Source organism: Enterococcus sp. E4-223 (assembly GCF_035727065.1).
GTDB lineage: Bacteria > Bacillota > Bacilli > Lactobacillales > Enterococcaceae > Enterococcus_B > Enterococcus_B faecium.
Map to the genome: position 1 here is coordinate 28,472 of NZ_JAPMLH010000009.1, position 24,889 is coordinate 53,360.

Here is a 24,889-nt window from a genome sequence, read left to right on the forward strand (position 1 = left end):
AATGGAGGGAACCCCTTTTGATCGATGTAAATAAATTCGAAAGTATGCAAATAGGTTTGGCTTCTCCCGAAAAAATCAGAAGCTGGTCTTACGGTGAAGTAAAAAAACCTGAGACGATTAACTATCGTACCTTAAAACCTGAACGCGAAGGGTTGTTCTGTGAGCGGATTTTTGGTCCTACAAAAGACTGGGAATGTGCCTGCGGAAAATACAAACGTATCCGTTATAAAGGAATCGTTTGTGATCGATGCGGAGTGGAAGTTACTCGTTCGAAAGTTCGCCGTGAACGCATGGGACATATTGAATTAGCAGCTCCTGTTTCACATATCTGGTACTTTAAAGGGATTCCTTCACGTATGGGTCTTGTATTAGACATGAGCCCACGCGCTTTGGAAGAAATCATTTATTTTGCTTCATATGTAGTCATCGAACCAGGAAATACGAATTTAGAGAAAAAACAATTGTTGACAGAACGCGAATATCGCGAAAAACGTGAACAATATGGACAAGAATTCCAAGCTGCTATGGGTGCAGAAGCGATCAAACAATTACTTGATAATGTTGATCTAGATGCAGAAGCAGCCGAATTGAAAGAAGAATTGAAATCTGCACAAGGACAAAAACGTACACGTGCAATCCGCCGTTTGGATATTTTAGAAGCATTCCGCGCTTCAGGAAATCAACCAAGCTGGATGGTTATGGACGTTATCCCTGTTATTCCACCAGATTTACGCCCAATGGTTCAATTAGAAGGTGGACGTTTTGCAACAAGTGACTTGAATGATCTTTACCGTCGTGTAATCAACCGTAATAACCGTTTGAAACGTTTGTTAGACTTGAATGCACCTGGAATCATCGTTCAAAATGAAAAACGTATGCTGCAAGAAGCAGTAGATGCATTGATCGATAACGGTCGTCGCGGACGTCCAGTTACTGGACCAGGTAACCGCCCATTGAAATCTCTTTCTCATATGTTGAAAGGGAAACAAGGTCGTTTCCGTCAAAACTTGCTAGGTAAACGTGTCGACTACTCCGGTCGTTCTGTTATCGTTGTTGGACCTTTCTTGAAGATGTACCAATGTGGACTTCCAAAAGAAATGGCTATCGAATTATTCAAACCATTCGTGATGCGTGAGCTTGTTCAACGCGAACTAGCTTCAAACATCAAAAATGCGAAACGTAAAATCGAACGTCAAGAAGACGAAGTATGGGATGTTTTAGAAGACGTAATCAAGGAACACCCAGTATTGCTGAACCGGGCACCTACGCTTCACCGACTTGGTATCCAAGCATTCGAACCAGTTTTAGTACAAGGACGCGCAATCCGTTTGCATCCACTTGTATGTGAAGCTTATAATGCCGATTTCGATGGAGACCAAATGGCTGTCCACGTTCCATTGAATGAAGAAGCACAAGCAGAAGCACGTATGTTGATGTTAGCTGCTCAAAACATCTTGAACCCTAAAGATGGTAAACCAGTTGTTACTCCTTCTCAAGATATGGTTCTAGGTAACTACTACTTGACAATGGAAGAAGAAGGACGCGAAGGCGAAGGAATGGTCTTCAGAGATCAAAACGAAGCCGTTATCGCATGGCGCAACGGATATGTTCATTTACATTCACGTATCGGTGTGAACCCTAACTCATTAGGTGAAAAACCATTTACTGAATGGCAAAAAGAACGTACGATGATCACAACAGTTGGTAAGATCATCTTCAACGAGATCATGCCTCCTGAATTCCCTTATCTGAATGAACCAACAGACTTCAACTTGACCGTCCAAACACCGGACAAATACTTTGTTGAAGCTGGTACTGATATTCCTGCACATATCAAAGAGCAAGAATTAGTATTACCGTTCAAGAAGAAAAACTTAGGAAACATCATCGCAGAAGTCTTCAAACGATTCAAAGTAACAGAAACTTCTAAGATGCTTGACCGTATGAAAGACTTAGGGTATAAACATTCAACACATGCCGGTATCACAGTAGGGATCGCTGACATCAGTGTACTGAATGAAAAACAAGAAATCATTGAAAATGCCCATAAACAAGTTGAAACTATTACAAAACAATTCCGTCGTGGTCTGATTACAGATGACGAACGTTATGAACGTGTCATTGCTGTTTGGAACGCTGCAAAAGACAGCATCCAACAAAAACTGATGGAAGGTTTGGAAGCGAAAAACCCAATCTTCATGATGTCTGATTCTGGAGCTCGTGGGAACATTTCCAACTTTACACAGCTTGCCGGAATGCGTGGGTTGATGGCCGCTCCTAATGGTCGAATCATGGAATTGCCAATCATTTCGAACTTCCGTGAAGGACTATCTGTCTTGGAAATGTTTATCTCAACTCACGGGGCTCGTAAAGGGATGACCGATACAGCCTTGAAGACTGCCGATTCAGGTTACTTGACTCGTCGTCTGGTTGACGTGGCCCAAGATGTAATCATCCGTGAAGAAGATTGCGGTACTGACCGAGGTCTTGAAATCCAAGCAATCCGTGAAGGAAATGAAATCATCGAATCATTAGAAGATCGTTTAGTGGGACGTTACACTCGTAAAGAAGTACGTCATCCTGAAACAAATGAATTGATCATTGCAGGAAACCAATTGATTTCCGAAGACATCGCAAAACAAATCGTTGATGCAGGTGTCGAAACAGTGACAATCCGTTCTGTCTTCACATGTAATACAAAACATGGTGTCTGCAAACATTGTTACGGACGCAACCTTGCAACTGGCTCTGACGTTGAAGTCGGAGAAGCAGTTGGTACGATCGCCGCTCAATCAATCGGTGAACCTGGTACTCAGTTGACGATGCGTACATTCCATACGGGTGGGGTTGCCGGAGACGATATCACTCAAGGTCTTCCTCGTGTCCAAGAAATCTTTGAAGCACGTAATCCGAAAGGGCAAGCAGTGATCACAGAAGTAACAGGGGATGTCATCGATATCTCAGAAGATCCTGCAACACGTACCAAAGAAGTAACAATCAAAGGAAAAACAGATACACGTACGTATACTGTTCCTTATACAGCACGTATGAAAGTAGCAGAAGGCGATATGATCCACCGTGGTGCACCATTGACAGAAGGATCAATCGATCCAAAACAATTGTTGCAAGTTCGCGATGTATTATCTGTTGAAAACTACTTGCTTCGTGAAGTACAACGTGTTTACCGTATGCAAGGGGTAGAAATCGGCGACAAGCATATCGAAGTAATGGTTCGTCAAATGCTGCGTAAAGTTCGTGTAATGGATCCAGGTGATACAGATATCTTACCAGGTACATTATTAGACATCGCAGACTTTAAAGATCAAAACTACAATACGCTAGTCTCAGGAGGCGTTCCTGCAACTTCTCGACCTGTCTTGCTAGGTATTACAAAAGCATCATTAGAAACAAATAGTTTCTTATCTGCTGCATCATTCCAAGAAACAACTCGTGTCTTGACGGATGCTGCGATCCGCGGTAAGAAAGATCCTCTTCTTGGTTTGAAAGAAAATGTTATTATCGGTAAGATCATCCCAGCTGGTACTGGTATGCAACGTTACCGTGACATGGAACCAAAAGAAGTCGGTGTAGCAAGCGAAAATGTCTACAGTATTTCAGATATTGAAGCACAAATGGCTGCAGAAGACGCAATGAACAATCAAACAAAATAGATATTTTACAAAAGAGGTTGTGACAAATTATTGTCACAACCTCTTTTTTGATTTGTCTAAAATAATTTGTCTAACTAGAAGAAAAGTGGGAAAGGATCTTACAACATCGGTTCGTATCCCATTAAGGTATCGGAACGATCATCTTCCCAGAGAAGTCAATCAATAAAAATAAAGATAGATCATTTTTTGAATGCAAAATAAATTCATGGGAAGATAGAGCGGTTATTTTTAATATTTTGCTAGCTATTAGTGAATAGTTCCTCGAATACAACAAAACCAGTAGACATGTCTAGTTATTCTATTTATGTTTTAGAGATAAGTATCCCCAAATAACATGGATTGAAATAAGGGTAAATGAGTTTAAAAAAATGAACTATAAAAACTTATACACAACGTGGTTAAAAATAGTTTTTTCTTCCCTGTGGAAAAAATAGTTTAACACAAACATTATAGTTATCCACAGCTATCTAAAATAGATGGAAAATAAAGAAAAATCCGCTAAAATACCGGGAGGGGGTAATGGAGGATGAGTGATTGAAAAAAGAACAGAGTAACTGACTTATCCTCAGTGTTTCTGTTCTTTTATAAATCTGCCCTACATTTCTTGTTGTTGGATCGAATCTGTGAGAGTAATCTCGGTTGAAAGAATGATTCTTTTTTCTTCTGGGTATTGGTGATGGATCAATTGGAATAAAAGTTCTGTGGCTTTGATTCCTAACTGATTTGTTGGAATGTCTATCCGAGTCAGCTGTGGCGAAAATAGGGAGGACAATAAGGGATCACTGAATCCTGCGATCGAAAGATCATCAGGTATCTGCTTTCCAGTTTGTTCTGCCACTTTGTAAATACTCAATGATTTTAATGCATCGGTAGAAAAAATCGCAGTTGGTCTTTCTCGCAGCTTCATTAAATCATTCATTGCTGCCATGCTGTCTTCTAAGCGAAAGCCGACGTCTATGATCCATTCATTACGGATATCTAGGTGATGATCAAATAAGCATTGACGGTAACCATTGAGACGATCATTGGATACATAAACTTCTGTCGGAGCATGGAGACAGCCGATATGACGGTGTCCATTCTTGATCAGTGTTTCCACCAAATCGTAACTATCCTGGAAATTATCCGTGTCCACTGAGTAGATGTTCGTGTAGTCGTTTCCGACTTTTCCGATTACCACAATAGGAATATTGTATTGATCCAATTCAAAAAGAAGTGTTTCATCCATCGTAGAGCTTAAAATAATAATTCCTCGAATCATTTTTTCTTGGATCTTTTTCGCGCATTTTTCTAGCTCTTCTTCTGGTGTTTTTGCCGTTTGTAGAATCAAGTCGAAGTTATTTTGTTCAGAAACGGCAGAAATGGATTGAATAACATCTGAAAAAAAAGGATTGCCATAGGTCGTATGAGAAGTACGATGAGATAATGCTAGAATCGCGTCAAAACCATTTCCTGACAGTCCTCTTGCAATTTTGCTCGGTTCATAATTCAATTCTTTGATTGCTTGAAGTACACTTGCTTTTGCTTTATCAGAGATATTTGGCTGGTTATTTAATACTCTGGAGACAGTTGATTTGGAGACATTGGCTTTGTTCGCAATGTCATAAATAGTAGGTTTCAATTTTATATGCACCTCCTTTTTGGGAGCGTTTTAGAATAATTCCATAGTACAATAGACATTCTTTTTTGTCTATGATTTTGAAAATTTAGGAATAGCTTGCATGATCATGAGAGATCATATTTTTTTAAGAAGCTATTAACTATTGATACATAAGCTTTCTTATTTGTATTTTTTTGTATATCAAAATTATTTAAAAAAATGCTATTGACAGTAAGCGTTTTCCATAATATGATCAAATCGTTGGGAACGCTCCCAAAAAAGAAAGGGGAATCCGATGTATACAAAACTTTTACAAGCGATTTATCGCGACTCAGATTTGGCTGAGAAAACCGCCTCTATGATTGAACAAAAAGTCAGTGATTATCAGCAGAAGAAAGGCCAGGCAGGCAAACTGCATTGGGACGAAGAAGATATTTTCTTGATTACTTATGGGGATCAATTTTTTGAAGAGCAGCAACCAACTTTGCGTACATTAAAAAAATTTTATCGGAAGTATTTGGCAGATACATTTAGTGTTGTTCATTTCTTGCCATTTTTTCCATATACATCTGATGATGGTTTCTCCGTTTTAGATTATCAGGCAATCAACGACCATTTGGGCACATGGGACGATGTAGAAGAAATGAGAAGCGAAACACGGTTAATGTTCGACTTTGTCTGCAATCATATGTCTGCCGAAAGTACTTGGTTTCAGGAATATTTAAACTTGAATGATACGTACAAAGATTTTTTTATTGATTTGCCACTGGATACAGATACAAGCAGCGTGACTAGACCAAGGACTAGTCCACTACTTACAACTTTCATCGACAAAAACGGGAAAGAAAAACATGTATGGACGACTTTTAGCGAAGATCAAGTAGATTTGAATTTTAAAAACCCAGAAGTTTTATTGAAAATGATCGATATTCTTTTGTTTTACCTAGAAAAAGGCGCTTCATTTATTCGTTTGGATGCTGTGGGGTTTTTATGGAAAGAACTAGGAACTTCTTGTATACACTTGCCAGAAACGCATAAGATTATTCAGTTATTCCGTGCAATCGTTGATGAAGCAGCTCCAGGAACGGTATTGATCACCGAGACAAATATGCCACATAAAGATAATATTAGTTATTTTGGCGATGGCAGGAATGAAGCACAGATGGTCTATCAGTTTTCACTGCCACCTTTGACTCTTCACGCGATACGCTCGGGAAATACAAGTAAGTTGAAAGAATGGTTAGAAACAATCAATTTTACATCGAAAAAAACGACCTTTTTTAATTTTTTAGCTTCCCATGACGGAATCGGATTAAACCCGATAAGAGGTATTTTGCCGGAAAAAACGATCCTTGAATTAGTGGAACAGCTGAAGAAAGAGGGTGCCCGAGTAAACTACAAGAAAAAACCAGATGGAACGACCAGTCCATATGAGATAAACGCTACGTATCTAGATGCGTTAAGTTCTCCAACAGATACGACGGAATGGAGAAGCAAACGCTTTTTAGCAGCTCATTCATTTTTGGTAACGTTACCAGGCGTGCCGGCAATTTATATTCAAAGTGTGCTGGGAAGTCGAAATGATTACAAAGGCGTAGAAAAAACAGGAGAGAATCGAAAAATCAATCGGCAAAAATTTTTGTTAGCAGATATTGAGAAAGAGTTGCAGACAGATCCATTAAGAACAGCAGTATATGGTGAATTGACCCAGATGCTATCTATTCGAAAAAAAGAAAAAGCCTTCCATCCGAATAGTTTGATTTACTTACTGGACTCAGCAGATTCTTTTATCAGTTTTATTCGCGAAGCGAAGGAAGAGAAAGTCTTAGTTATCCATAATTTTTCCAATCAATCAGCAGGTTATCTTTTACCAAAAGGAGATTACCTAGACCTGTTTTCTGGACAAATTATCCATTGCAGTCAAGAACGAAAGTTGATATTCCAGCCGTATGAATATATGTGGCTGAAAATAATAAAATAAGAGGTGGAAAAAAATGAAAAAAATTATTGTTACTACCTGTCTGCTAGCTACTGGATTTCTTCTTACTGCTTGTGGTGAAAGTCAAAGCTCTAACGAATCACAACAGACAACGATTCAATTCATGCACTCTTCTGTCGAACAGGAACGATTAAGTGTGATCAATGAACTGGTTGCTGATTTTGAAAAAGAAAATCCAGACATCAAAATCAAGCAAGTGCCGGTAGAAGAATCAGCGTTCAATACGAAAATCGTTACGTTAGCTCGTTCCGGTAAATTACCAGAAGTAATGGAAGTCAGTCAGGATTTTGCTAAAGTGATGGATAAAGATGAACTGATTGATCAGATGGCAGTCCAAAACGTTATCGAGGAATCTGGAGAAGATAATTATTATGACGGAGCCAAAAACCTTGTTCGTTCAGAAGATGGAAAAAGCTATATTGCTGCACCAATTAGCGGCTGGGTTCAAGGTATTTGGTATGACAAAGAAAAATTATCAGAAGCTGGTTTTTCAGAACCAGAAAATTGGGATGATATTTTAAAAATTGCTCAACATTTCACAGATAAAGAGAATAAACAATATGGAATTGCTATGCCTACTGCTGAAGGAACAATGAGTGAGCAAGCGTTCTCTCAATTTGCTTTGTCAAATGGAGCAAATGTCTTGGATGATGAAGGCGAGGTAACGATCGATACGGAAAAGATGAGAGAAGCATTGTCGTTTTATCAAAACTTATCCCAATACACGATGCCAGGCTCTAATGATGTGACAGAAATCAAAGATGCTTTCATGAATGGAACAGCACCAATGGCAATCTATTCAACTTACATTTTGCCTTCTGTTTATGAAGCGGGGAACTCAGAAAATATCGGTTTTGCTATCCCAACACAAAAAGATCAAGCTGTCTATGGAACAGTATCTGGATTGACGATTTCTTCTGGTCTAGACGAGAAACAAAAAGAGGCTGCTGAAGCATTCACAGCTTTCTTATCTCAACCGAAAAACATGGAAAAGTGGGTCTTGATGTCTCCTGGGGGTGCTCAACCAGTGAATAAACAAGTAGTCGAACTGGATGGTTACAAAGAAAATGAAGTCATCAAGTCTTTTGGCGAGCTGCCATCTGAGATTGCTAGTGCTTTTGATGAAGTACAAGTCTTTGGACTAGTCGGGGAAAAGAATTTCACGAAAATGGGAGATATCACAAGCTCAGGTGTGATCGGAAAAGCAGTGAACCAAGTAACTGTCGGAAACGAAGATGTCGATCAATCTTTAGCTGACGCACAAAAAAATACGAAATAACAAGAAGTTCTGCCAATGGTGTTCGAAAAAAGTAGATAGCTATTGGCAGATTATCAGGGGGAGGTTTCAATGAATCGTCCAAGGAAACATTCTGACTTAAAATTAGCCATGGGACTTTTAGCACCAAGCATGCTTTTATTAGCTGTTTTAGTGCTGATTCCAATGCTTTCCAATATTCAGATCAGTTTTTTCGATATGCCGCTGAATCCTAACTTAGACGCCGTTTTTATCGGATTAAGCAATTATCTTGAAATTTTAAGTGATAGTGAATTTTATCGTTCTTTAGGTTTAACAGTTGCTTACACATTCTTAGTTGTAGCAGGCAGTACAGCTTTAGGATTAGCCGTAGCTATTTTGCTTAACCGCAAGTTCAGATTTAGGAAAACGGTGCGTTCACTGATTTTATTAAGTTATGTTACGCCATCTATTTCTTTGATTTTTGCTTGGAAATATATGTTCAATAATAGTTATGGAATCGTCAATGATCTGTTAGTAGATAGGTTGCAGCTTTTCAACGAAGCACCGCTGTGGTTCGACCAGCCAGTTGCTAGCTTCTTTATGGTCGTTTTGTTTGCGATCTGGAGATACTATCCGTATGCGTTTATTTCATTTTTGGCTATTTTGCAAACAGTCGACAAAACGCTTTATGAAGCAGCTGAAATGGACAGTGCAAATGCTTGGCAGAAGTTCAAGATCGTGACACTGCCGGCAATCAAACCAGTACTAGCAACTGTGATTGTTTTACGATCTATCTGGATGTTCTATATGTTTACAGATGTCTATCTACTGACGAATAAAGTCAATATCTTAGGCGTTTATTTGTATCAGACAGCCTTTGCGTTCAATGATCTTGGAAAAGCAGCAGCTATATCGATTCTATTGTTCATCATTATTGCAGCGGTCGTCTTGCTCTCACGAAAGAAGGTGGACTTGAAATGAAAAATAAAAAGAGCAGGAAAATCTTATTTTACGCGACGATTTTGTTGCTATTAGCTGTCAATTTGTTTCCATTTTTGATCATGCTGATGACATCATTCAAGGATTCACAAGAAGCAATTGCAACGACACAAACTATTTTTCCGAAAGAATGGACTTTTGAACATTATCAGGATATTTTCAATGCTGAGATTTTTCCATTCATCATGTATTTCAAAAATAGTTTAGTGATCTCCTTGATAGCCTCCGTAACTGCAGTAGTGATTGGGATCAGCGGGGCATACGCTTTGTCAAAACTACGCTTCAAAGCTCGCTCGAAAATCAATGCTAGCTTTTACACCGTTTATATGTTTTCCGGTATTTTGATCGTTGTTCCATTATTTAAAATCATTTCCGGTCTAGGTTTGTATGATACCAATACAGCACTGATTATCACGATGGTCGTTCAAACACTTCCTACTGCGATATTCATGCTAAAAAGTTATTTTGACACGATTCCGACTGATATTGAAGAAGCAGCAATGATCGATGGTCTTAGCCGGATCCAGATCATTATTCGGATCATTATACCATTGGCTATTTCTGGAATCATTTCTGTCTTCGTTTATTGCTTTATGGTTTCGTGGAATGATTATTTATTTGCTTCGATTTTCCTGTCGACCTCCGAAAAATTTACTTTACCAATCGGTTTGAACACATTATTCAGTACACCAGACTACATTTGGGGACGAATGATGGCCGCTTCATTGGTGACCGCTTTACCAGTCATCATTATGTATGCGTTATCTGAACGATTTATTAAAGGTGATTTAGTCGAAGGCGGCGTAAAAGGATAAAAAGAAAAGAAAGAGGAAAGAAAAGATGAAAAAATTAGTTGCATTAGAACCAAGAATAGCCGGATTCAAAGATTACGAAGACCGTGAGATCGAAAAGAACGAAGTACGTATCCGAGTAATTTTCGCTACTCCAAAACCAGGAACAGAAATTGTCGACTTTAGAGGATTAAGTCCATTTATCGATGAAGAATTTTCGGAAGAATGGCGCCTATTCTTGCCAAGAGAAGAAGGAAGCCAACGCGGTGTGGTATTTGGCGAATTTCAATTAGGAAATATGATTGTCGGTACGATCGAAGAAACGGGCAGTTTGGTGACAGAGTATCAAAAAGGAGAGTTAGTCTGCACTTATGGACCCATTCGTGAAACGCTGATTACAAACGGTGTTGATAATTATAAACTACGTAAACTTGATCGGTTGGATCAATGGAAAAATGCAGTATGTTACGATCCTGCTCAATTCGCTTTAGGCGGTATCCGGGAAGCACATGTTCGAGCAGGTGATGCTGTAGCAATCTTCGGTTTAGGCGCTATCGGGCAAATTGCGATTCAATTAGCTAAAAAAGCAGGTGCTACTACCATCGTTGGGATCGATCCCATAGCGCAGCGTAGAGAATTAGCAGAAAAATACGGTGCCGATTACACGCTAGATCCTATGAAAGCAGATGTCGGTTTTCGTCTAAAGGAATTGACAGATAAACGTGGAGTAGATTCAGTTATTGAAACGAGTGGCAGTGCTGCCGCATTACAAGCTTCTTTAAGAGGGATCGGCTATGGCGGGATCATTTCTTATGTTGCCTTTGCTAAACCTTTTCCAGCTGGGTTTAATCTTGGTCGCGAAGCACATTTCAATAATGCAAAAATCGTCTTTGCTCGAGCATCTAGTGAACCAAACCCAGATTACCCAAGATGGAACCGTAAACGAATCGAGGACACATGTTGGGAATTATTGATGAACGGTTACTTGGATTGTGAAGAAATCATTGATCCAGTTGTGCCATTTGCAGAAAGCGCAGAAGCTTACATGCGTTATGTAGATCAGCACCCAGAAGAAAGTATCAAAATGGGTGTTCAAGTACAAGGAGGAGAACAATGAAATTTGGTACGCAAGATCAAGCATTTTTCCCAAGAGACATTTTAGAAAAATTTAGATTTATCAAAGACTGTGGATTTGAAGAATACGAAATCGATGGTAAGTTGTTAATAGAAAATATCGACACAGTCAAACAGGCAATCAAAGAAACAGGGATCCCAGTAGTGACAGCTTGTAACGGATACGATGGGTGGATCGGTGACTTCATCGAAGAACGGCGTCTTAATGGTGTACGTCAAATTGCTGAGATTTTGCGTGCACTAAGCGAGGTTGGCGGCAAAGGAATCGTTATCCCAGCAGCTTGGGGAATGTTCACTTATCGATTACCGCCGATGGTTTCACCCCGAAGCAAAGAAGGAGACTATAAAGCAGTCAGCGAATCACTTCGTTATTTAGATAAAGTAGCCGAAGAAACAGGTACGGTTATTTATTTGGAGCCTTTGAACCGATACCAAGACCATATGATCAATTTGTTAGCGGATGCGCGTCATTACATTGACTCTAATCAATTGAAACATGTGCAGATCATCGCTGATTTTTATCATATGAATATTGAAGAAGATGATATTTCAAAAGCATTGACTACGCAAAAAGAGTATGTGGGTCATATCCATTTAGCAGATAATCATCGCTACCAACCAGGATCTGGCGCAATTGATTTTACTCGCCATTTTCAAACGCTACTTCAAAATGAGTATGAAGGTTATATGGTATATGAATGTCGTTTGCGAGGAGAAAATGAAGTGAAAATTTATCAGGAATCATTGCAATACTTGAAAAACTGTCTGGAAACAGCGCGTCATTTAAATGATTTAGAGAAAGAATAGAGAAAGAAAAACAATAAGTAAATAAGCAAAGGAGGGAGAAATAAATGAAGAAAGTAGCAATCATAGGCGCTGGACAAGTAGCAGAAAAAGTACATGCTGCTTATTATCAAAAAAGATCAGATGTCTTAGAATTGGCCGCTGTGGTTGATCCAGTCAGCCAGCGAGCAGAAGATTTTTGCCGACGTACAGGATTTTCTCATGCGTATACATCAGTTACACAAATGCTGAATGAGATTTCTCCCGATATCGTGAGTGTCTGTACACCCAATCGCTTTCACTTCGAACATGTATTGGCTGCCCTCGAAGCTAATGCTTCAGTGATGTGCGAGAAACCACCAGCTATGACAGCTGATCAAGCAAGAAAGATGGCAGAGACAGCCGATAAAAACGGGCAGATTTTGGCTTATGGATTCCAGCATCGTTTTTCTGACGAAGCAACAATGATCAAGAATCATCTTGATGTTCTCGGGGATATTTATTACGTAGAAGCGAATGCGCTTCGTCGGTCTGGTGTTCCAGGCTGGGGAACGTTTATCGACAAAGAACTTCAAGGAGGCGGGCCTTTGATCGATTATGGCATTCACATGCTTGATACAGCGATGTATATTACTGGATTTCCTAAAGTAAAAAGCGTTCGGGCGTACAGCTTCCAAAAAATTGGTACGAAAAAAAATTCAGGGAAATTCGGGAAATGGGATCCAAGCAAATTCACAGTAGAAGATGCAATTTTTGGCACACTGGAATTAGAAAACGGCAAGATCATCCAACTGAATACTTCGTTTGCTTTGAATATCAGAGAAGACAAACTGAATGTGGCTTTTTGTGGCGATCAGGCAGGTGCTAATCTGTATCCAGGCGAACTATTCGAAGATGTAGATGGAAAGCTGGTTTCCTTACAAAAGACCACGCCAGTTAATGACCCACATGAACAAAGTATGGCTCATTTTGTGAATAGGGCGCTCGGTGACCAGGCTCAGATGATTGCAGATGGCTGGCAAGGATATGTCATCCAGAATCTGGTGGAAAATTTATATCGTTCGGCAGAAACAGGAGAAGTTATTACCTTATGAAAGTAGAAGAAAAACAATTTGATTTAGAGTATATCAATAAGTATGCGAGTCAGATGACCATTGGGAATGGATTTTTTGGTATTAGAGGAAGCCAGGAGGAAGACTATCGGAATCAAGTAAGGGGAATGTTTGCAGCTGGTGTATATAACCGACCTTTAGGAGCAGAATCAGCCGAGTTAGTGAATCTTCCAGATGTCATCAGATGGGAAATAAAAATCGACGGTGAACATTTTTCTCTTGAGACGATGAAAGTTCTTGCATACGAGCGGGCACTAGATTTAGAAATGGGAGAGCTTAAACGCTATGCGCTCATTGAAACTGCTCAAGGAAAAAAAGTGGAAGTCATTACTTGTCGTGTGGCTGATCAAAATAATCTCCATCAGGCAGCCCTGAAAGTGGTCATCAAGCCGTTGACCGAAGTCTGCCAAGTAGACGTGAAAACAGGTATCGATGGACAGCAAACCAATTTTGGTACACAGCAGTTGGTTGAAAAAGAATTGCGAGTATTTGGTGACGATTTGATCAGTGCATCCTACCAGACAACAGAAAGTAAAATTGATATTGGGATTGCAGCTAAATTCAATAAAGCAGGTGTATTCCAAGCAAAAAATCGCCGGATCACCGCTTCCTTTTCAGAAAAGATCAGAAAAAATACGTCCTTTACGCTAGAGAAGATCATCGTACTCTCTACCTCTCTTCAGCAAACAGACCCGTTTAAGAAAAGTATTGCCCAAGCCCAGAAAAGCGTTAGTTATACAGAAATTTTAGAGCAGTCGATGTCTTATTGGACAGATTTTTGGCATCAGCATCGGATAACGATCCAAGGTGATTCTTCTTTCGATCAGTTAGCGATGGACTTCGCTGCTTACCATTTACAGATTATGACTCCCCGCAATGATCCAAGTGTTAGTGTAGGGGCGAAGGGACTAACTGGCGAAGGTTATAAAGGGCATGTTTTCTGGGATACGGAAATTTTTATCCTGCCTTTCTTTTTATATCAGTTTCCTGAAGTAGCAAAGAATTTGCTGCTGTACCGTTATGATCGATTAGAAGGCGCACGGCAAAAAGCAAGAGATTATCACTATCAAGGTGCACTTTTCCCATGGGAGAGCGCACACACTGGTCAGGAAGAGACACCCAAATTTGCTGCATTGAATATCAAAACCGGAACAAGACAAGAAGTTGCTTCAGCTGTCGCAGAACACCATATCAGTGCAGACCTTGCTTATGCCGTTCAAGAGTATGTCCAAGCAACAGAGGATCAATCGTTTTTAGAAACAAAGGGAAAAACGCTCATTCATGAAACAGCAGCTTTTTGGCTGAGCAGAGCTGTAAAAGTCGATGATCATTTAGAGATACACAGAGTCATTGGTCCAGATGAATACACAGAATATATCGACAATAATGCATATACGAACTATCTGGCGCATTATAATGTGGCCTTAGCTGTTAAATATCAAGCTGGCGATCCGCTTTTTTTGAAAGAATGTCAAAATTTTTTAGATAAGTTATATTTGCCAGTGCCTAACAAAGAACAGCTGATTCCGCAAGATGACACGTATCTCAGTAAGCCAGTTATTGATTTGACCACTTACAAAGAACGTCCTGGCAGCCAGTCTATTTTACTTGATTATGCCCGTAGCGAAGTAAATGAACTCCAAGTCAGCAAGCAAGCAGATCTTGTCATGCTGTTATACTTATTACCTGAGTATTTTTCTCAACCAATCGTTTCTAAGAATTTGCATTACTATGAAAACAAAACAATCCACGACTCATCGTTGAGTAAAGCGATTCACGCCATAGAGGCTTGCCGTATCCAAGAAATGGAATGGGCGTATCATTTATTCCAAGAAGCGTGCCTGATTGATTTAGGACCAGATCCGCATTCATCAGATGACGGAATTCATGCTGCTTCATTAGGAGCACTATGGCTAGCAGTTATATTTGGTTTTTCAGGTATTACAGTAACGAATGGAACTCTTTCTATTTCTCCAAGACTTCCTTCAGCATGGGAAAAAATTTCTTTTCCTTTTATTTGGAAAAATCACAGGTTGCTATTTGTTTTGACAAAAAAACGAATAGTAATAAAAAAAGAGACAAAAGAAACATTACCTATTTTTGTCAATGGAGACCAATACCAGCTGGAAAAAGAACTGATCTTGGAACGGAGGGAAAAATAATGCGTATTCTGATTGCGCCAGATTCTTTCAAAGAAAGTCTGACAGCCGTAGAGGCAGCACAAGCCATTCAATCAGGTTTTCAAGAAGTTTTTGTTCAGGCTGAATATGATCTGCTACCTATAGGCGATGGAGGAGAAGGAACGGTTTCATCATTAGCAGAGAGTTTAAGGTTGAAGCGGCAAACAGCAGTCGTTACTAATTCATTTGGCAAAAACAAAGAAATCCAGTACGCTTCAGACGGTCAAACTGCGATTTTTGAAATGGCAGAAATCGTCGGATTGAAAGATGTCCCACTAAACCAACGACAGCCACTTAGGTTATCCACGCGAGGAGTAGGAGAACTGATACGACAATTGTTGCAACAAGGTGTTCGACACATCATCATCGGCGTTGGCGGAAGTAGTACCAACGATGGCGGCATCGGCATGGCAGAAGGTCTAGGTTATGCTTTTTACGATCAAGATAATCAAAAAGTAGAAGCACTGGGAGAAAATCTAGGTAAAATTGCTACAGTTGATAAAACGAACGTGCCTATTGAGCTGATTAAAGCCAAAATCACTGTCATTACTGATGTTACTAATCTTTTATGCGGAAAAGAAGGCGCTTCTTTTGTTTTCGGACCACAAAAAGGCTTGAAAGAAAATGAATTAGCAGTGGCTGACCAAGCCATGCATGATTTTTATATGAGATTTGCCCCTCAAGTAATCGAGGCATCGGGCAGTGGTGCTGGTGGTGGAATGGGTGCAGGACTGTTAGCATTTGCTTCAGGGGAAATAGTCTCTGGCATCGACTACGTATTGGATTTACTGGAGTTCGATAAACGGGTACAGCAAGCAGACCTCGTAATCGTAGGCGAAGGACGTCTAGATGGACAAAGTCTAAAAGGAAAAGCGCCAGTTGGGATTGCTAGAAGAGTACCAGAGGGCGTTCCTGTGATAGCTATTTGCGGAAGTGTTGGTAAAGGAAGCGAAAAAGCAGCAGATGTTGGCATTTCGGCCGTTTTTCCGATCCTTCCTGCAGCTGTGCCTTTACAAGAAGCTTTACAGCAAGCCACTGATAATCTTCATCGCACAGCTAAAAACATCGCATCTTTACTTCAAGTCGTTCATTTTCAAGGAGGTAATCGATGAAAATCAAAGCAGCACTATTCGATTTAGATGGCGTTCTTGTAGACACAGCTCGTTATCATTACGAAGCGTGGCTGGTTTTAGCTAACCAGCTGTCCATTCCATTCACTGAGAAAGAAAACGAGCAACTGAAAGGAATATCCAGAACCGAGTCACTAGAGCGATTGCTGTCATTTGGAAAAATGGAACAGAAATTCTCAGAAAAAGAGAAATCAGCCTTTGCTGAGCAAAAAAACAATCTATATCTTCAAGCGATTCAAAAAATGGATGAAACATCCGTTTTGCCTGGTGCAATAGCTGTTCTTGAGTACTTGAAAAAAACAAACATCAAGATCGGATTGGGATCAGCAAGCAAAAATGCACGCCTCATTTTAGAAAAAACGAATTTGACAAGTTATTTTGATGTCCTTATTGACGGCACGCAAGTATCAAAAGCAAAACCTGATCCGGAAGTTTTTCTCAAAGGAGCACAGCAATTGAATGTACCGCCAAATGCATGCTTGGTCATTGAAGATTCAGAAGCTGGCTGTCAAGCAGCTTTGGCTGGTAACATGCATGTATTGGGAATAGGTGAAAACATAAATCTTCCTTCTGCTGAATATGTGATTCCTAATTTAACCGTTTTTGATCAAGTACGTTCGTTTTGGCATTTATCAGAAGCCGTATCACGTATATAATAGTTTCCGTTTTTTCTGTCACAAGCAAAACGTTATCCTCCTTTTGGAAATCAAGGTATGATGAGAAAAAAGGGGGATTTTATATGACAAAAAAAGCAGTTTTCGCAGGCGGATGCTTTTGGTGTATGGTCAAACCATTTGAAGAGCAGCCAGGGATCATTTCTGTGACATCCGGTTATACTGGCGGGCATGTACCAAATCCAACTTATGAACAAGTAACAACAGGCACAACAGGGCATACAGAAGCAGTAGAGATCGAATATGATCCAGAAGTTATTTCTTATGATCAGTTGGTGGAAATCTATTGGCAGCAAACCGATCCGACTGACGCATTAGGACAGTTCGCTGATCGCGGTGATTCTTATCGTCCAGTGATCTACTATAATGATGAAGAAGAACGAAATATTGCAGAGCGTTCAAAACAAGCATTGCAAGACAGCGGGCGATTCGATAAGCCAATCGTGACAAAAATCGAACCAAGAAGCGAATTTTATCCTGCAGAAGATTACCATCAGGATTATTACAAGAAAAACAAGCTCCATTACAATCTTTATCGAGAAGGTTCTGGACGTGCCGGTTTCCTTCGTCGACATTGGGGCGGCAAGAAATAAGAAGCCGAAAAAGCTACTTTTGGAACACCGTATATCAGAGGTTGTGACAAGTCGTTTGTCACAACCTCTTTTCAATACCTAAGATGAAGGACAATCAGCAACGCACTGCTCAAAAAAGGAATGAAAGGCAGTTTTTCCATCTTTTTTTTATGACAGATAAAGTAAACAGAAAAAACGGATATTCCAAACAGACTAGCAAGAAACAAGATCTGAAGCAACTCTTCCAGAGACAAGCCACCACTCCAAGAAAGCATCAACAGAGTATCACCAGCTCCGAGATAGGATTGACCATAGCGAAGGCACACACCGCCTACGATAAACGTTAACAGCACACTTTGCCATTGGAAGACGCCGGCCTGCAACCAAAAAATCCATAAAATTGCCCAAGAACAGAATAGCGTGTGAGAATGGACCATGAAGTAAAATAAATCCATCAACGAAAATAGCAAAGCCGAAAGCATCCATATGAATGTCGAATAATTTCTTGCAGAAGAAAAAGTAAAGAACCAGACAAAAAGACCACCACATAAGGCTTCTGCCAACAAATAGTAGAAGGGCAACCGACACCGGCAATAGCGGCAGCGAAATCGTTGGACGATGATCGAGAGAATCGGAATCAATTCATACCAAGAAAGCGAACGACAGCATTTGACACAATGAGATCTAGGATAAATAATAGAGTGACCTAACGGAATCCGCTGGGCGGTTAAACATAAAAATGATCCGATACAGCAACCAATGATAAAATAAAGTAACACGCCATCTCCCCCTTTTCAAAACCAAGATACGCAAGCTTAAACTAAATTTTTGTACATACATAAAATTTGAGGTGAAAAAATGAACGTTTCAATCGGATTAGATATCGGAACCACACAAACCAAAGCAGTTGCTTTCACAGATGAAGCCCAAGAAGTAGCATCCGCTTATTTTCGCTACCCTTTGATCCAAGAAACACAAGGGATGGCAGAACAAGATCAGGAATTGATCTTTCAAGGTGTCTGCACCGTTATAAAAGAAGTAATTAAACAGTTGCCTTCAGACACAATCATTCAATTTGTCTCCTTCTCCTCTGCGATGCATGGCCTGATATTGTTGGATGAAGAGAAAACACCGTTATCTCGAATGATCACTTGGGCAGATAACCGAGCAGCGGACGAAGCAGAAAAACTGAAATATACCGTGCTTGGCAAAGAATTTTATCGGCAGACTGGGACGCCGATTCATCCAATGACACCATTGAACAAAATCAAGTGGCTGCAAAACAGCCAACCTGAATTATTCAAAAAAACTGCTTATTTTGTCGGTATCAAAGACTATATCTTTTATAGATTGTTTGGCGAACTGATCAGCGACTACGGAACAGCTTCAGGAACTGGATATTTTGATATCCATGAATTCCAATGGGCAGAAGAAGTGCTTGACTACTTGGACATTCGGATAGAACAATTGCCGCAAGTATTTCCTTCCACCTATCAAGTAACAGGTCTACCGTCAGAAACAGCAGCAGAACTAGGTTTACCAAATGATATATCATTTATTTTGGGAGGGGCAGACGGGCCGCTTTCTAATCTAGGGTTAGGTGCTTTTGGTGATACGATCGCCGCTTTGACCGTAGGAACGAGCGGAGCACTTCGTTTTATTACTACTCAGCCTCAGTTCCATCCAGAAATGGAGACGTTTTGTTATGTTCTGGATCAGAAACATTGGGTAGTGGGAGGAGCGACTAGCAATGGTGCTGGCATCTTTGATTGGGCAGGGCATACATTTTTACAGGAAGTCGTTCAATCTGCTAAAGAAAAAGGAGAAAATCCATATGATGCACTGCTTTCGGCTATCGCTTTTGTGCCAGCGGGTGCCAATGGTCTGATTTTTCATCCCTATTTGCTTGGTGAGCGAGCACCGCTTTGGGACGCAGATGCGTTTGGCAGTTTTATCGGCTTACAGCGGCAACATACAGAAAAAGAAATGATGAAGGCGATTCTAGAAGGGATCTGTCTCAATCTTTATCGGATTTTAAAAGGAGTTTGCCAGGAAAATCAGCTCACAGAGATCCGTGCTACAGGCGGGTTTGCTCAATCTCCGATTTTTCGTCAGATGATGGCTGATGTACTGGGTTACCCGCTTGTTTTCCCTACTGTCACAGAAGCATCCGCATTAGGAGCTGTGATTTTAGGCTGGAGAAGCATCGGAAAGATCCAAAGTATTAGTGAAGCACAGGAATTGATAGAATTGAAAGAGCAAGTTGGAGTACAAGAAACTGATCATAAAAAATATCAGAAAATCTATCCATTATTTGTTTCGACACAAAAGCATTTAGCACAGACTTATCAGCAATTTGCTCAACTGCGAGAAGAATTAGCTGATTCTGAAAAATGATTGGCTTTACGGATAAAAAAGCGAAATGAAAATCGTTCTCAGGTAAAGGATTTTGTTGTACTTTTCATTGAAAGTCTACTATTATTTTAAGTGTAAGAAAATGTTAGGAGGCAAAAAAGATGAAATTCCAACAAACCAAAGAAGTATTAAATCAATTAGTTGCAGATCTAAGCCAAATGTCTGTTGTTGTTCACCAAACACATTGGTACATGAGAGGATCAGGTTTCCTTACATTGCACCCAATGATGGATGAGTTCATGGACGATTTGAACGCTCAGTTAGATGAAGTATCCGAACGCTTGATCACATTAGACGGTTCACCTTATTCTACATTACGTGAATTTGCAGATAACACGAAAATCCCTGATGAAGTAGGACGTTGGGACCGCACGATTCCTGAACGTTTGGAAACACTTGTTGCAGGCTACCGTTATCTAGCAGATCTTTACCAAAAAGGAATCGAAGTTTCTGGAGAAGAAGGCGACGATCCAACACAAGATATTTTTATTGAATTCAAAACAGCCACAGAAAAACGTATCTGGATGATCCAAGCTCATTTGGGCAAAGCGCCAGAGATCGACGCGTAAAAACTGTTGTTGAACTTGACCGAAAAAGAGGTTGTGAAATCAGCGTTTTGACCTGAGTATTAGAGAAACAAACGTCAAAATAGTTCCTCATATTTTGCCGTTTTTTGAGCTAATACCGAGGGTCAGCTGATTGAACACCGTTTACCAAGAGGTCGTAAGCCTGCCGTTCAGCTCCGAGTCACAAGAAACAATTTCAAAAAACAGCTTCTTATGTTTTATGGATATTGTGACTTGTGACCGAGGAGTTGGCAGGAGAACACCGTTTATTCAAAATAAGGGGTTGTGACAAGACTTTTGTCACAGCCTCTTTTTGTTTTTCATTTTGGCAGGAAACGCCCCTTTTATATAAAAGAAAGAAAAAGAAGTAAAGTTTCATATAAATTTTTCAATCAAGCAGAAAAACGTTGACATTGACTAGATTAGCGGGTAATATGTTAAATGGTATTGTTTGCCCCACAAAGAGCCCCGGAAACTCGAAGTGTATGTCAAACATCAGAACTTAAATTGGAGGAAAATAACGTGCGTACAACATATATGGCCAAACCAGGCGAAGTAGAACGTAAATGGTATGTAGTAGACGCAACTGATGTTCCATTGGGACGTCTTTCAACAGTTGTTGCATCTGTACTACGTGGTAAAAATAAACCAACTTTCACACCTCATTTGGATACTGGCGATTTCGTCATCGTCATCAATGCAGACAAAGTGAAATTAACAGGTAAAAAAGCGACTGACAAAATTTATTACCGTCACAGCAACTACCCAGGAGGATTGAAATCAATCACTGCTGGCGAATTGCGTGCTAAAAATTCTCGTCGTTTGATCGAAACTTCTGTAAAAGGTATGCTTCCTAAAAACACTTTAGGCCGCAAACAATTTACAAAATTGAACGTATACGGTGGAGCAGAACATCCACATGCAGCACAACAACCAGAAGTTTTAGACATCACAAACTTAATCTAATAGGAGGGAATTTCATTGGCACAAGTTCAATATATCGGCACAGGCCGTCGTAAAAACGCAGTTGCTCGCGTACGTCTAGTACCAGGAACTGGCAAAATTACTGTAAATAAAAAAGATGTTGAAGAATACATTCCACATGCTGACTTGCGTGAAGTAATCAATCAACCTTTCGCTGTTACTGAAACAAAAGGCGCATATGACGTATTTGTTAACGTAAACGGCGGAGGATACGCTGGACAATCAGGAGCTATCCGTCATGGTATCGCTCGTGCATTGCTAGAAGTTGATCCTGACTTCCGTTTAGCTCTTAAACGTGCTGGCTTACTTACTCGTGACGCACGTATGGTCGAACGTAAAAAACCAGGTCTTAAAAAAGCTCGTAAAGCTTCACAGTTCTCAAAACGTTAATTGCGATTATCGTTCGAGTTCACGAGTTACGAGAATCGTACTGGGCGAAGCAATGCTGAGCGCAGTTACCTTAATCCTAACTTTTCTGGCACTTTCCACAATTTGGAAAGTGCCTTTTTTGTGCTTTTAGCTATGTTAATAGGTAGGATTCTTGGTCTATAATATCATTCGATCTATAAACAAACGGGAAAAAGATCAAGTATCTTCAAACAATATTATTTATCCGCCTCTGAGGTTGTGACAGAAGTGGTCAGCTTCAAGAAATAAGAAGGAATTTACAAAAATTGCTTCTCATGTTTGATAAATATTGTGACTTGTGACCGAGGAGTTGGCAGGAGAACACCGTTTATTCGGAAGAAGGGATTGTGAAAAGTCTTTTGTCATAACCTCTTATTTGGTAGCTAATTGTAAATCCCAAACGGCATGTATTATTTTTCATAAGTCCGTTTTTAAGGATTAATGTTTTCTTTTGCTTTTTATATGGTCTAGCTTCAGCGAGAAGTTCCAACGCATATACAAGGACGTCTGATGTCAACGATAACAACGATTACCATGGTGGCCAGTCCACTTGGATTAGCACTGTTTGGTGCGCTCTTTGATTGGAAGACAACGCAACCACGTCTGCGAGACAGTCTGATTTTTCTGGGAGGGAGTCTTGCTATAGTTATCCTTATAACCGGTCTGGTAAAATTACTCAAGCTTGATCTGAAAGAAGCAAAAATTTTCAGTGAAGAGGAATACAGAGAAACGACTTTGGTCGAAAAGAAAGAATCAGGAAACTGATACAAGCGTATAACAAACTGCCTGATAATAGGAAAGACACGTATTGTCCGATTGTTTTTTTTGACATTCAATTGGAAAATTTACACTTTCTTTATACATTTCTGGCTGCTTTCTTTATACCCGTCAACTATACTTCACTTATCAATAAGAAAGAAGGATAAGTATGGATTTTGGAAATGAAACGGTCTTGAAAGCAACTGGTATAACCAAAAAATACGGTGCTGCCAAAGCATTAGATAAAGTATCGATCGAAATCAAACGTGGAATGATCTATGGATTGATTGGGGAAAATGGAGCGGGTAAGTCTACCTTTATGAGAACTATTATGGGTTTGATCTCGATTGATGAAGGTTCGATCGAATTATTTGGAACGACGGATTTGCAGGCAGCAAGACGACGTATGGGTCAATCGATTGAAACCCCTGCTCTTTATCCAGAATTAACTGCAAGAGATAACCTACGTATCCAAGCAGCGAACGGCGGTGTGTCGGATAGAGAAATCGAAGACCTGCTGAAAATGATGCGATTGGAAAATACAGGGAAAAAGAAAGCAAAGAATTTCTCTTTAGGTATGCGCCAGCGTTTAGCTATTGCAAATGCACTGATCACGAATCCAGAATTTTTGATTTTGGATGAACCGACGAATATTCGTTCTGCTGAAGCTTTTTTTAGAACATCCGAAAAAAGTATTTTCGCGAGCAAATCTTTATGAAACAGTTTGGCAAGAACCATATTTTGATAGTGAGAAAACAGTGAATATGCATATTTCCAATCTTCGAGGGAAGCTAGCAAAGGCACATGCTGTGTATATTCATACGGTGTGGGGAGTGGGGTTTAGATTTGATTAAGTGGCTGTTGCTTCTCGTTGTTATCTTTATGGGAAGTTTTATTTTCTTCCTGCAAAGGGAAATCAAGCGATTAACTAAGAAAATCGCCACTCTTTCTGAACGACAAGAATATGGTGGTCGTCTTTCAGTCGAATTTCGAGAAAAGAATCTAATGGACCTAGTAGATGCACTGAATACATGGGTGGATGAAAATGAACAAAAAGGACAAGCATTTCAAGAAATGGAAGAAAACATCAGACTATCGATCGTCGGCCTTTCTCATGATCTCAGAACTCCTTTGACTGCTATTAACGGTTATGTACAATTACTGGAACAGGTAGAGGATACGGAGAAACGGGAGAAGTATTTAACGATCATCAAACAATCTGTTGCAAGATTACTCAGTATGACGGATCAGTTTTATGATCTTGCTCGAATAGAGACGAAGCAAAAAGAAATGGATCTCCATACGCTTTCTTTTTCTAAAGAGGTGGAAGAAGTATTTTTCTCTTTTTATGAACAATTTTCTGAGAAAAATATCGAGGTAGCGTTCGCTGAACACTCGATAAATACAACTGTATTAGCAGATCCGCTCATGTTGCTGCGAGTGCTGCAAAATATCATACAGAATTTATTGCGTTATGCAGATGGACAAGCAAAGGTGACATTTTCAAAAGAGGATCCATTCATTCGATTAACAGTGGCCAATCCTATTAAACCAGGAGTGCAAACCTCTGTTGAAAAAGTCTTCCAGCGTTTTTATACCGAAAATACCAGCCGCACAAATACGGAATCTAGCGGAATCGGGCTTTACCTGTCAAAAAAATTGATGGAAGGAATGGGGGGAGAGATGACCGCTAAATTAGACGGGGGCATCTTCTCCATCTCCGTCAAGTTGCGGAGGGTTTAATTGGCTCTAATTTACCTGAAGTGAATGACAAAAAAATTGTATCTCGTTTTAAAGACATCTTCTTTTTTGGAAGGTGTTTTTATTTTGGTGTGATTGATACGAATTAGGTAACGAAGACAGTTATTTTTGTAC

At 39.9% G+C, this 24,889-nt stretch carries 20 protein-coding genes and 2 pseudogenes; 20 read left to right on the plus strand and 2 right to left on the minus strand.

Annotated features, from left to right (window positions below; translation table 11 throughout):
• Positions 1–17: 17 nt before the first annotated feature.
• Positions 18–3,671, plus strand: a complete 3,654-nt coding sequence (gene rpoC, locus OS139_RS11900; RefSeq protein WP_002295965.1) for a DNA-directed RNA polymerase subunit beta' — start codon at positions 18–20, stop codon at positions 3,669–3,671.
• Positions 3,672–4,266: 595 nt separating this feature from the next.
• Here rpoC and OS139_RS11905 read toward each other — a convergent pair.
• Positions 4,267–5,292, minus strand: a complete 1,026-nt coding sequence (locus OS139_RS11905) for a LacI family DNA-binding transcriptional regulator (RefSeq protein WP_325066945.1) — start codon at positions 5,290–5,292, stop codon at positions 4,267–4,269.
• Between the two features lie 274 nt (positions 5,293–5,566).
• Here OS139_RS11905 and OS139_RS11910 point away from each other — a divergent pair, with 274 nt between their 5' ends.
• The 11 genes from OS139_RS11910 to msrA all read left to right on the plus strand — a co-directional run bounded on the left by OS139_RS11910 (position 5,567) and on the right by msrA (position 17,903).
• Positions 5,567–7,252, plus strand: a complete 1,686-nt coding sequence (locus OS139_RS11910) for an alpha-amylase family glycosyl hydrolase (protein WP_325066946.1) — start codon at positions 5,567–5,569, stop codon at positions 7,250–7,252.
• 13 nt (positions 7,253–7,265) lie between these two features.
• Positions 7,266–8,549 (plus strand): ABC transporter substrate-binding protein, encoded by a 1,284-nt coding sequence (locus OS139_RS11915; RefSeq protein WP_325066947.1) that lies wholly within the window; start codon positions 7,266–7,268, stop codon positions 8,547–8,549.
• A 69-nt stretch (positions 8,550–8,618) separates the two neighbouring features.
• Positions 8,619–9,488 carry a carbohydrate ABC transporter permease gene (locus OS139_RS11920; protein WP_325066948.1) on the plus strand — a complete coding sequence of 290 codons (870 nt, stop codon included), beginning with the start codon at positions 8,619–8,621 and terminating at the stop codon, positions 9,486–9,488.
• Positions 9,485–10,321 (plus strand): carbohydrate ABC transporter permease, encoded by an 837-nt coding sequence (locus tag OS139_RS11925; protein ID WP_002288133.1) that lies wholly within the window; start codon positions 9,485–9,487, stop codon positions 10,319–10,321. The genes OS139_RS11920 and OS139_RS11925 overlap by 4 nt, the downstream gene beginning before the upstream one ends.
• Positions 10,322–10,346: 25 nt before the next feature.
• Entirely contained in the window at positions 10,347–11,414 is a 1,068-nt protein-coding gene (locus OS139_RS11930) for a zinc-dependent alcohol dehydrogenase (protein WP_002307801.1), read from the plus strand.
• A complete protein-coding gene (locus tag OS139_RS11935; RefSeq protein ID WP_002288129.1) occupies positions 11,411–12,238 on the plus strand; it encodes a sugar phosphate isomerase/epimerase family protein in 828 nt (275 codons plus the stop codon). Before OS139_RS11930 ends, OS139_RS11935 begins: the two co-directional genes overlap by 4 nt.
• A 44-nt stretch (positions 12,239–12,282) precedes the next feature.
• A complete protein-coding gene (locus OS139_RS11940) occupies positions 12,283–13,308 on the plus strand; it encodes a Gfo/Idh/MocA family protein (protein ID WP_002332235.1) in 1,026 nt (341 codons plus the stop codon).
• Entirely contained in the window at positions 13,305–15,488 is a 2,184-nt protein-coding gene (locus OS139_RS11945) for a glycoside hydrolase family 65 protein (protein WP_086294236.1), read from the plus strand. The genes OS139_RS11940 and OS139_RS11945 overlap by 4 nt, the downstream gene beginning before the upstream one ends.
• Positions 15,488–16,618 carry a glycerate kinase gene (locus OS139_RS11950; RefSeq protein WP_002332237.1) on the plus strand — a complete coding sequence of 377 codons (1,131 nt, stop codon included), beginning with the start codon at positions 15,488–15,490 and terminating at the stop codon, positions 16,616–16,618. The genes OS139_RS11945 and OS139_RS11950 overlap by 1 nt, the downstream gene beginning before the upstream one ends.
• Positions 16,615–17,292, plus strand: a complete 678-nt coding sequence (pgmB, locus tag OS139_RS11955; RefSeq protein WP_325066952.1) for a beta-phosphoglucomutase — start codon at positions 16,615–16,617, stop codon at positions 17,290–17,292. The genes OS139_RS11950 and pgmB overlap by 4 nt, the downstream gene beginning before the upstream one ends.
• Positions 17,293–17,375: 83 nt before the next feature.
• Complete coding sequence (gene msrA / locus OS139_RS11960; protein WP_002332238.1) at positions 17,376–17,903, plus strand: peptide-methionine (S)-S-oxide reductase MsrA; 528 nt, start codon at positions 17,376–17,378, stop codon at positions 17,901–17,903.
• Between the two features lie 71 nt (positions 17,904–17,974).
• On the opposite strand, the gene OS139_RS11965 is transcribed toward msrA, so the two are convergent.
• On the minus strand, positions 17,975–18,661 hold the full coding sequence (locus OS139_RS11965; RefSeq protein ID WP_002332239.1) for a prepilin peptidase: 687 nt from the start codon (positions 18,659–18,661) through the stop codon (positions 17,975–17,977).
• Between the two features lie 79 nt (positions 18,662–18,740).
• Here OS139_RS11965 and OS139_RS11970 point away from each other — a divergent pair, with 79 nt between their 5' ends.
• From OS139_RS11970 to OS139_RS12005, 8 genes and pseudogenes are all read left to right on the plus strand, one after another.
• Entirely contained in the window at positions 18,741–20,279 is a 1,539-nt protein-coding gene (locus tag OS139_RS11970; RefSeq protein ID WP_016628475.1) for a gluconokinase, read from the plus strand.
• Positions 20,280–20,398: 119 nt separating this feature from the next.
• Positions 20,399–20,866: a Dps family protein gene (locus OS139_RS11975; RefSeq protein WP_002332241.1), complete on the plus strand. Its 468-nt coding sequence runs from the start codon at positions 20,399–20,401 to the stop codon at positions 20,864–20,866.
• Between the two features lie 534 nt (positions 20,867–21,400).
• Positions 21,401–21,829 carry a 50S ribosomal protein L13 gene (gene rplM / locus OS139_RS11980; RefSeq protein WP_002323724.1) on the plus strand — a complete coding sequence of 143 codons (429 nt, stop codon included), beginning with the start codon at positions 21,401–21,403 and terminating at the stop codon, positions 21,827–21,829.
• A 15-nt stretch (positions 21,830–21,844) separates the two neighbouring features.
• Positions 21,845–22,237 carry a 30S ribosomal protein S9 gene (gene rpsI / locus OS139_RS11985; protein ID WP_002287505.1) on the plus strand — a complete coding sequence of 131 codons (393 nt, stop codon included), beginning with the start codon at positions 21,845–21,847 and terminating at the stop codon, positions 22,235–22,237.
• A gap of 528 nt (positions 22,238–22,765) precedes the next feature.
• Positions 22,766–23,020: a hypothetical protein gene (locus OS139_RS11990; RefSeq protein ID WP_002303696.1), complete on the plus strand. Its 255-nt coding sequence runs from the start codon at positions 22,766–22,768 to the stop codon at positions 23,018–23,020.
• 163 nt (positions 23,021–23,183) lie between these two features.
• A pseudogene (locus tag OS139_RS11995) lies at positions 23,184–23,666 on the plus strand (ATP-binding cassette domain-containing protein); the annotation flags it as partial.
• A pseudogene (locus tag OS139_RS12000) lies at positions 23,662–23,868 on the plus strand (winged helix-turn-helix domain-containing protein); the annotation flags it as partial. The pseudogenes OS139_RS11995 and OS139_RS12000, both read left to right, overlap by 5 nt.
• Complete coding sequence (locus OS139_RS12005; RefSeq protein ID WP_002307761.1) at positions 23,861–24,757, plus strand: sensor histidine kinase; 897 nt, start codon at positions 23,861–23,863, stop codon at positions 24,755–24,757. The pseudogene OS139_RS12000 and the gene OS139_RS12005, both read left to right, overlap by 8 nt.
• Positions 24,758–24,889 lie beyond the last annotated feature (132 nt).

Coding starts and splice junctions, on each gene's coding strand:
- pgmB (WP_325066952.1), top strand. CDS start 16,615: ATGAAAATCAAAGCAGCACTATTCGATTTAGATGGCGTTCTTGTAGAC.
- OS139_RS11940 (WP_002332235.1), top strand. CDS start 12,283: ATGAAGAAAGTAGCAATCATAGGCGCTGGACAAGTAGCAGAAAAAGTA.
- OS139_RS11925 (WP_002288133.1), top strand. CDS start 9,485: ATGAAAAATAAAAAGAGCAGGAAAATCTTATTTTACGCGACGATTTTG.
- msrA (WP_002332238.1), top strand. CDS start 17,376: ATGACAAAAAAAGCAGTTTTCGCAGGCGGATGCTTTTGGTGTATGGTC.
- OS139_RS11945 (WP_086294236.1), top strand. CDS start 13,305: ATGAAAGTAGAAGAAAAACAATTTGATTTAGAGTATATCAATAAGTAT.
- OS139_RS11935 (WP_002288129.1), top strand. CDS start 11,411: ATGAAATTTGGTACGCAAGATCAAGCATTTTTCCCAAGAGACATTTTA.
- OS139_RS11920 (WP_325066948.1), top strand. CDS start 8,619: ATGAATCGTCCAAGGAAACATTCTGACTTAAAATTAGCCATGGGACTT.
- OS139_RS11950 (WP_002332237.1), top strand. CDS start 15,488: ATGCGTATTCTGATTGCGCCAGATTCTTTCAAAGAAAGTCTGACAGCC.
- OS139_RS11970 (WP_016628475.1), top strand. CDS start 18,741: ATGAACGTTTCAATCGGATTAGATATCGGAACCACACAAACCAAAGCA.
- OS139_RS11910 (WP_325066946.1), top strand. CDS start 5,567: ATGTATACAAAACTTTTACAAGCGATTTATCGCGACTCAGATTTGGCT.
- OS139_RS11915 (WP_325066947.1), top strand. CDS start 7,266: ATGAAAAAAATTATTGTTACTACCTGTCTGCTAGCTACTGGATTTCTT.
- OS139_RS11930 (WP_002307801.1), top strand. CDS start 10,347: ATGAAAAAATTAGTTGCATTAGAACCAAGAATAGCCGGATTCAAAGAT.
- rplM (WP_002323724.1), top strand. CDS start 21,401: ATGGCCAAACCAGGCGAAGTAGAACGTAAATGGTATGTAGTAGACGCA.
- OS139_RS11975 (WP_002332241.1), top strand. CDS start 20,399: ATGAAATTCCAACAAACCAAAGAAGTATTAAATCAATTAGTTGCAGAT.
- OS139_RS11990 (WP_002303696.1), top strand. CDS start 22,766: ATGTCAACGATAACAACGATTACCATGGTGGCCAGTCCACTTGGATTA.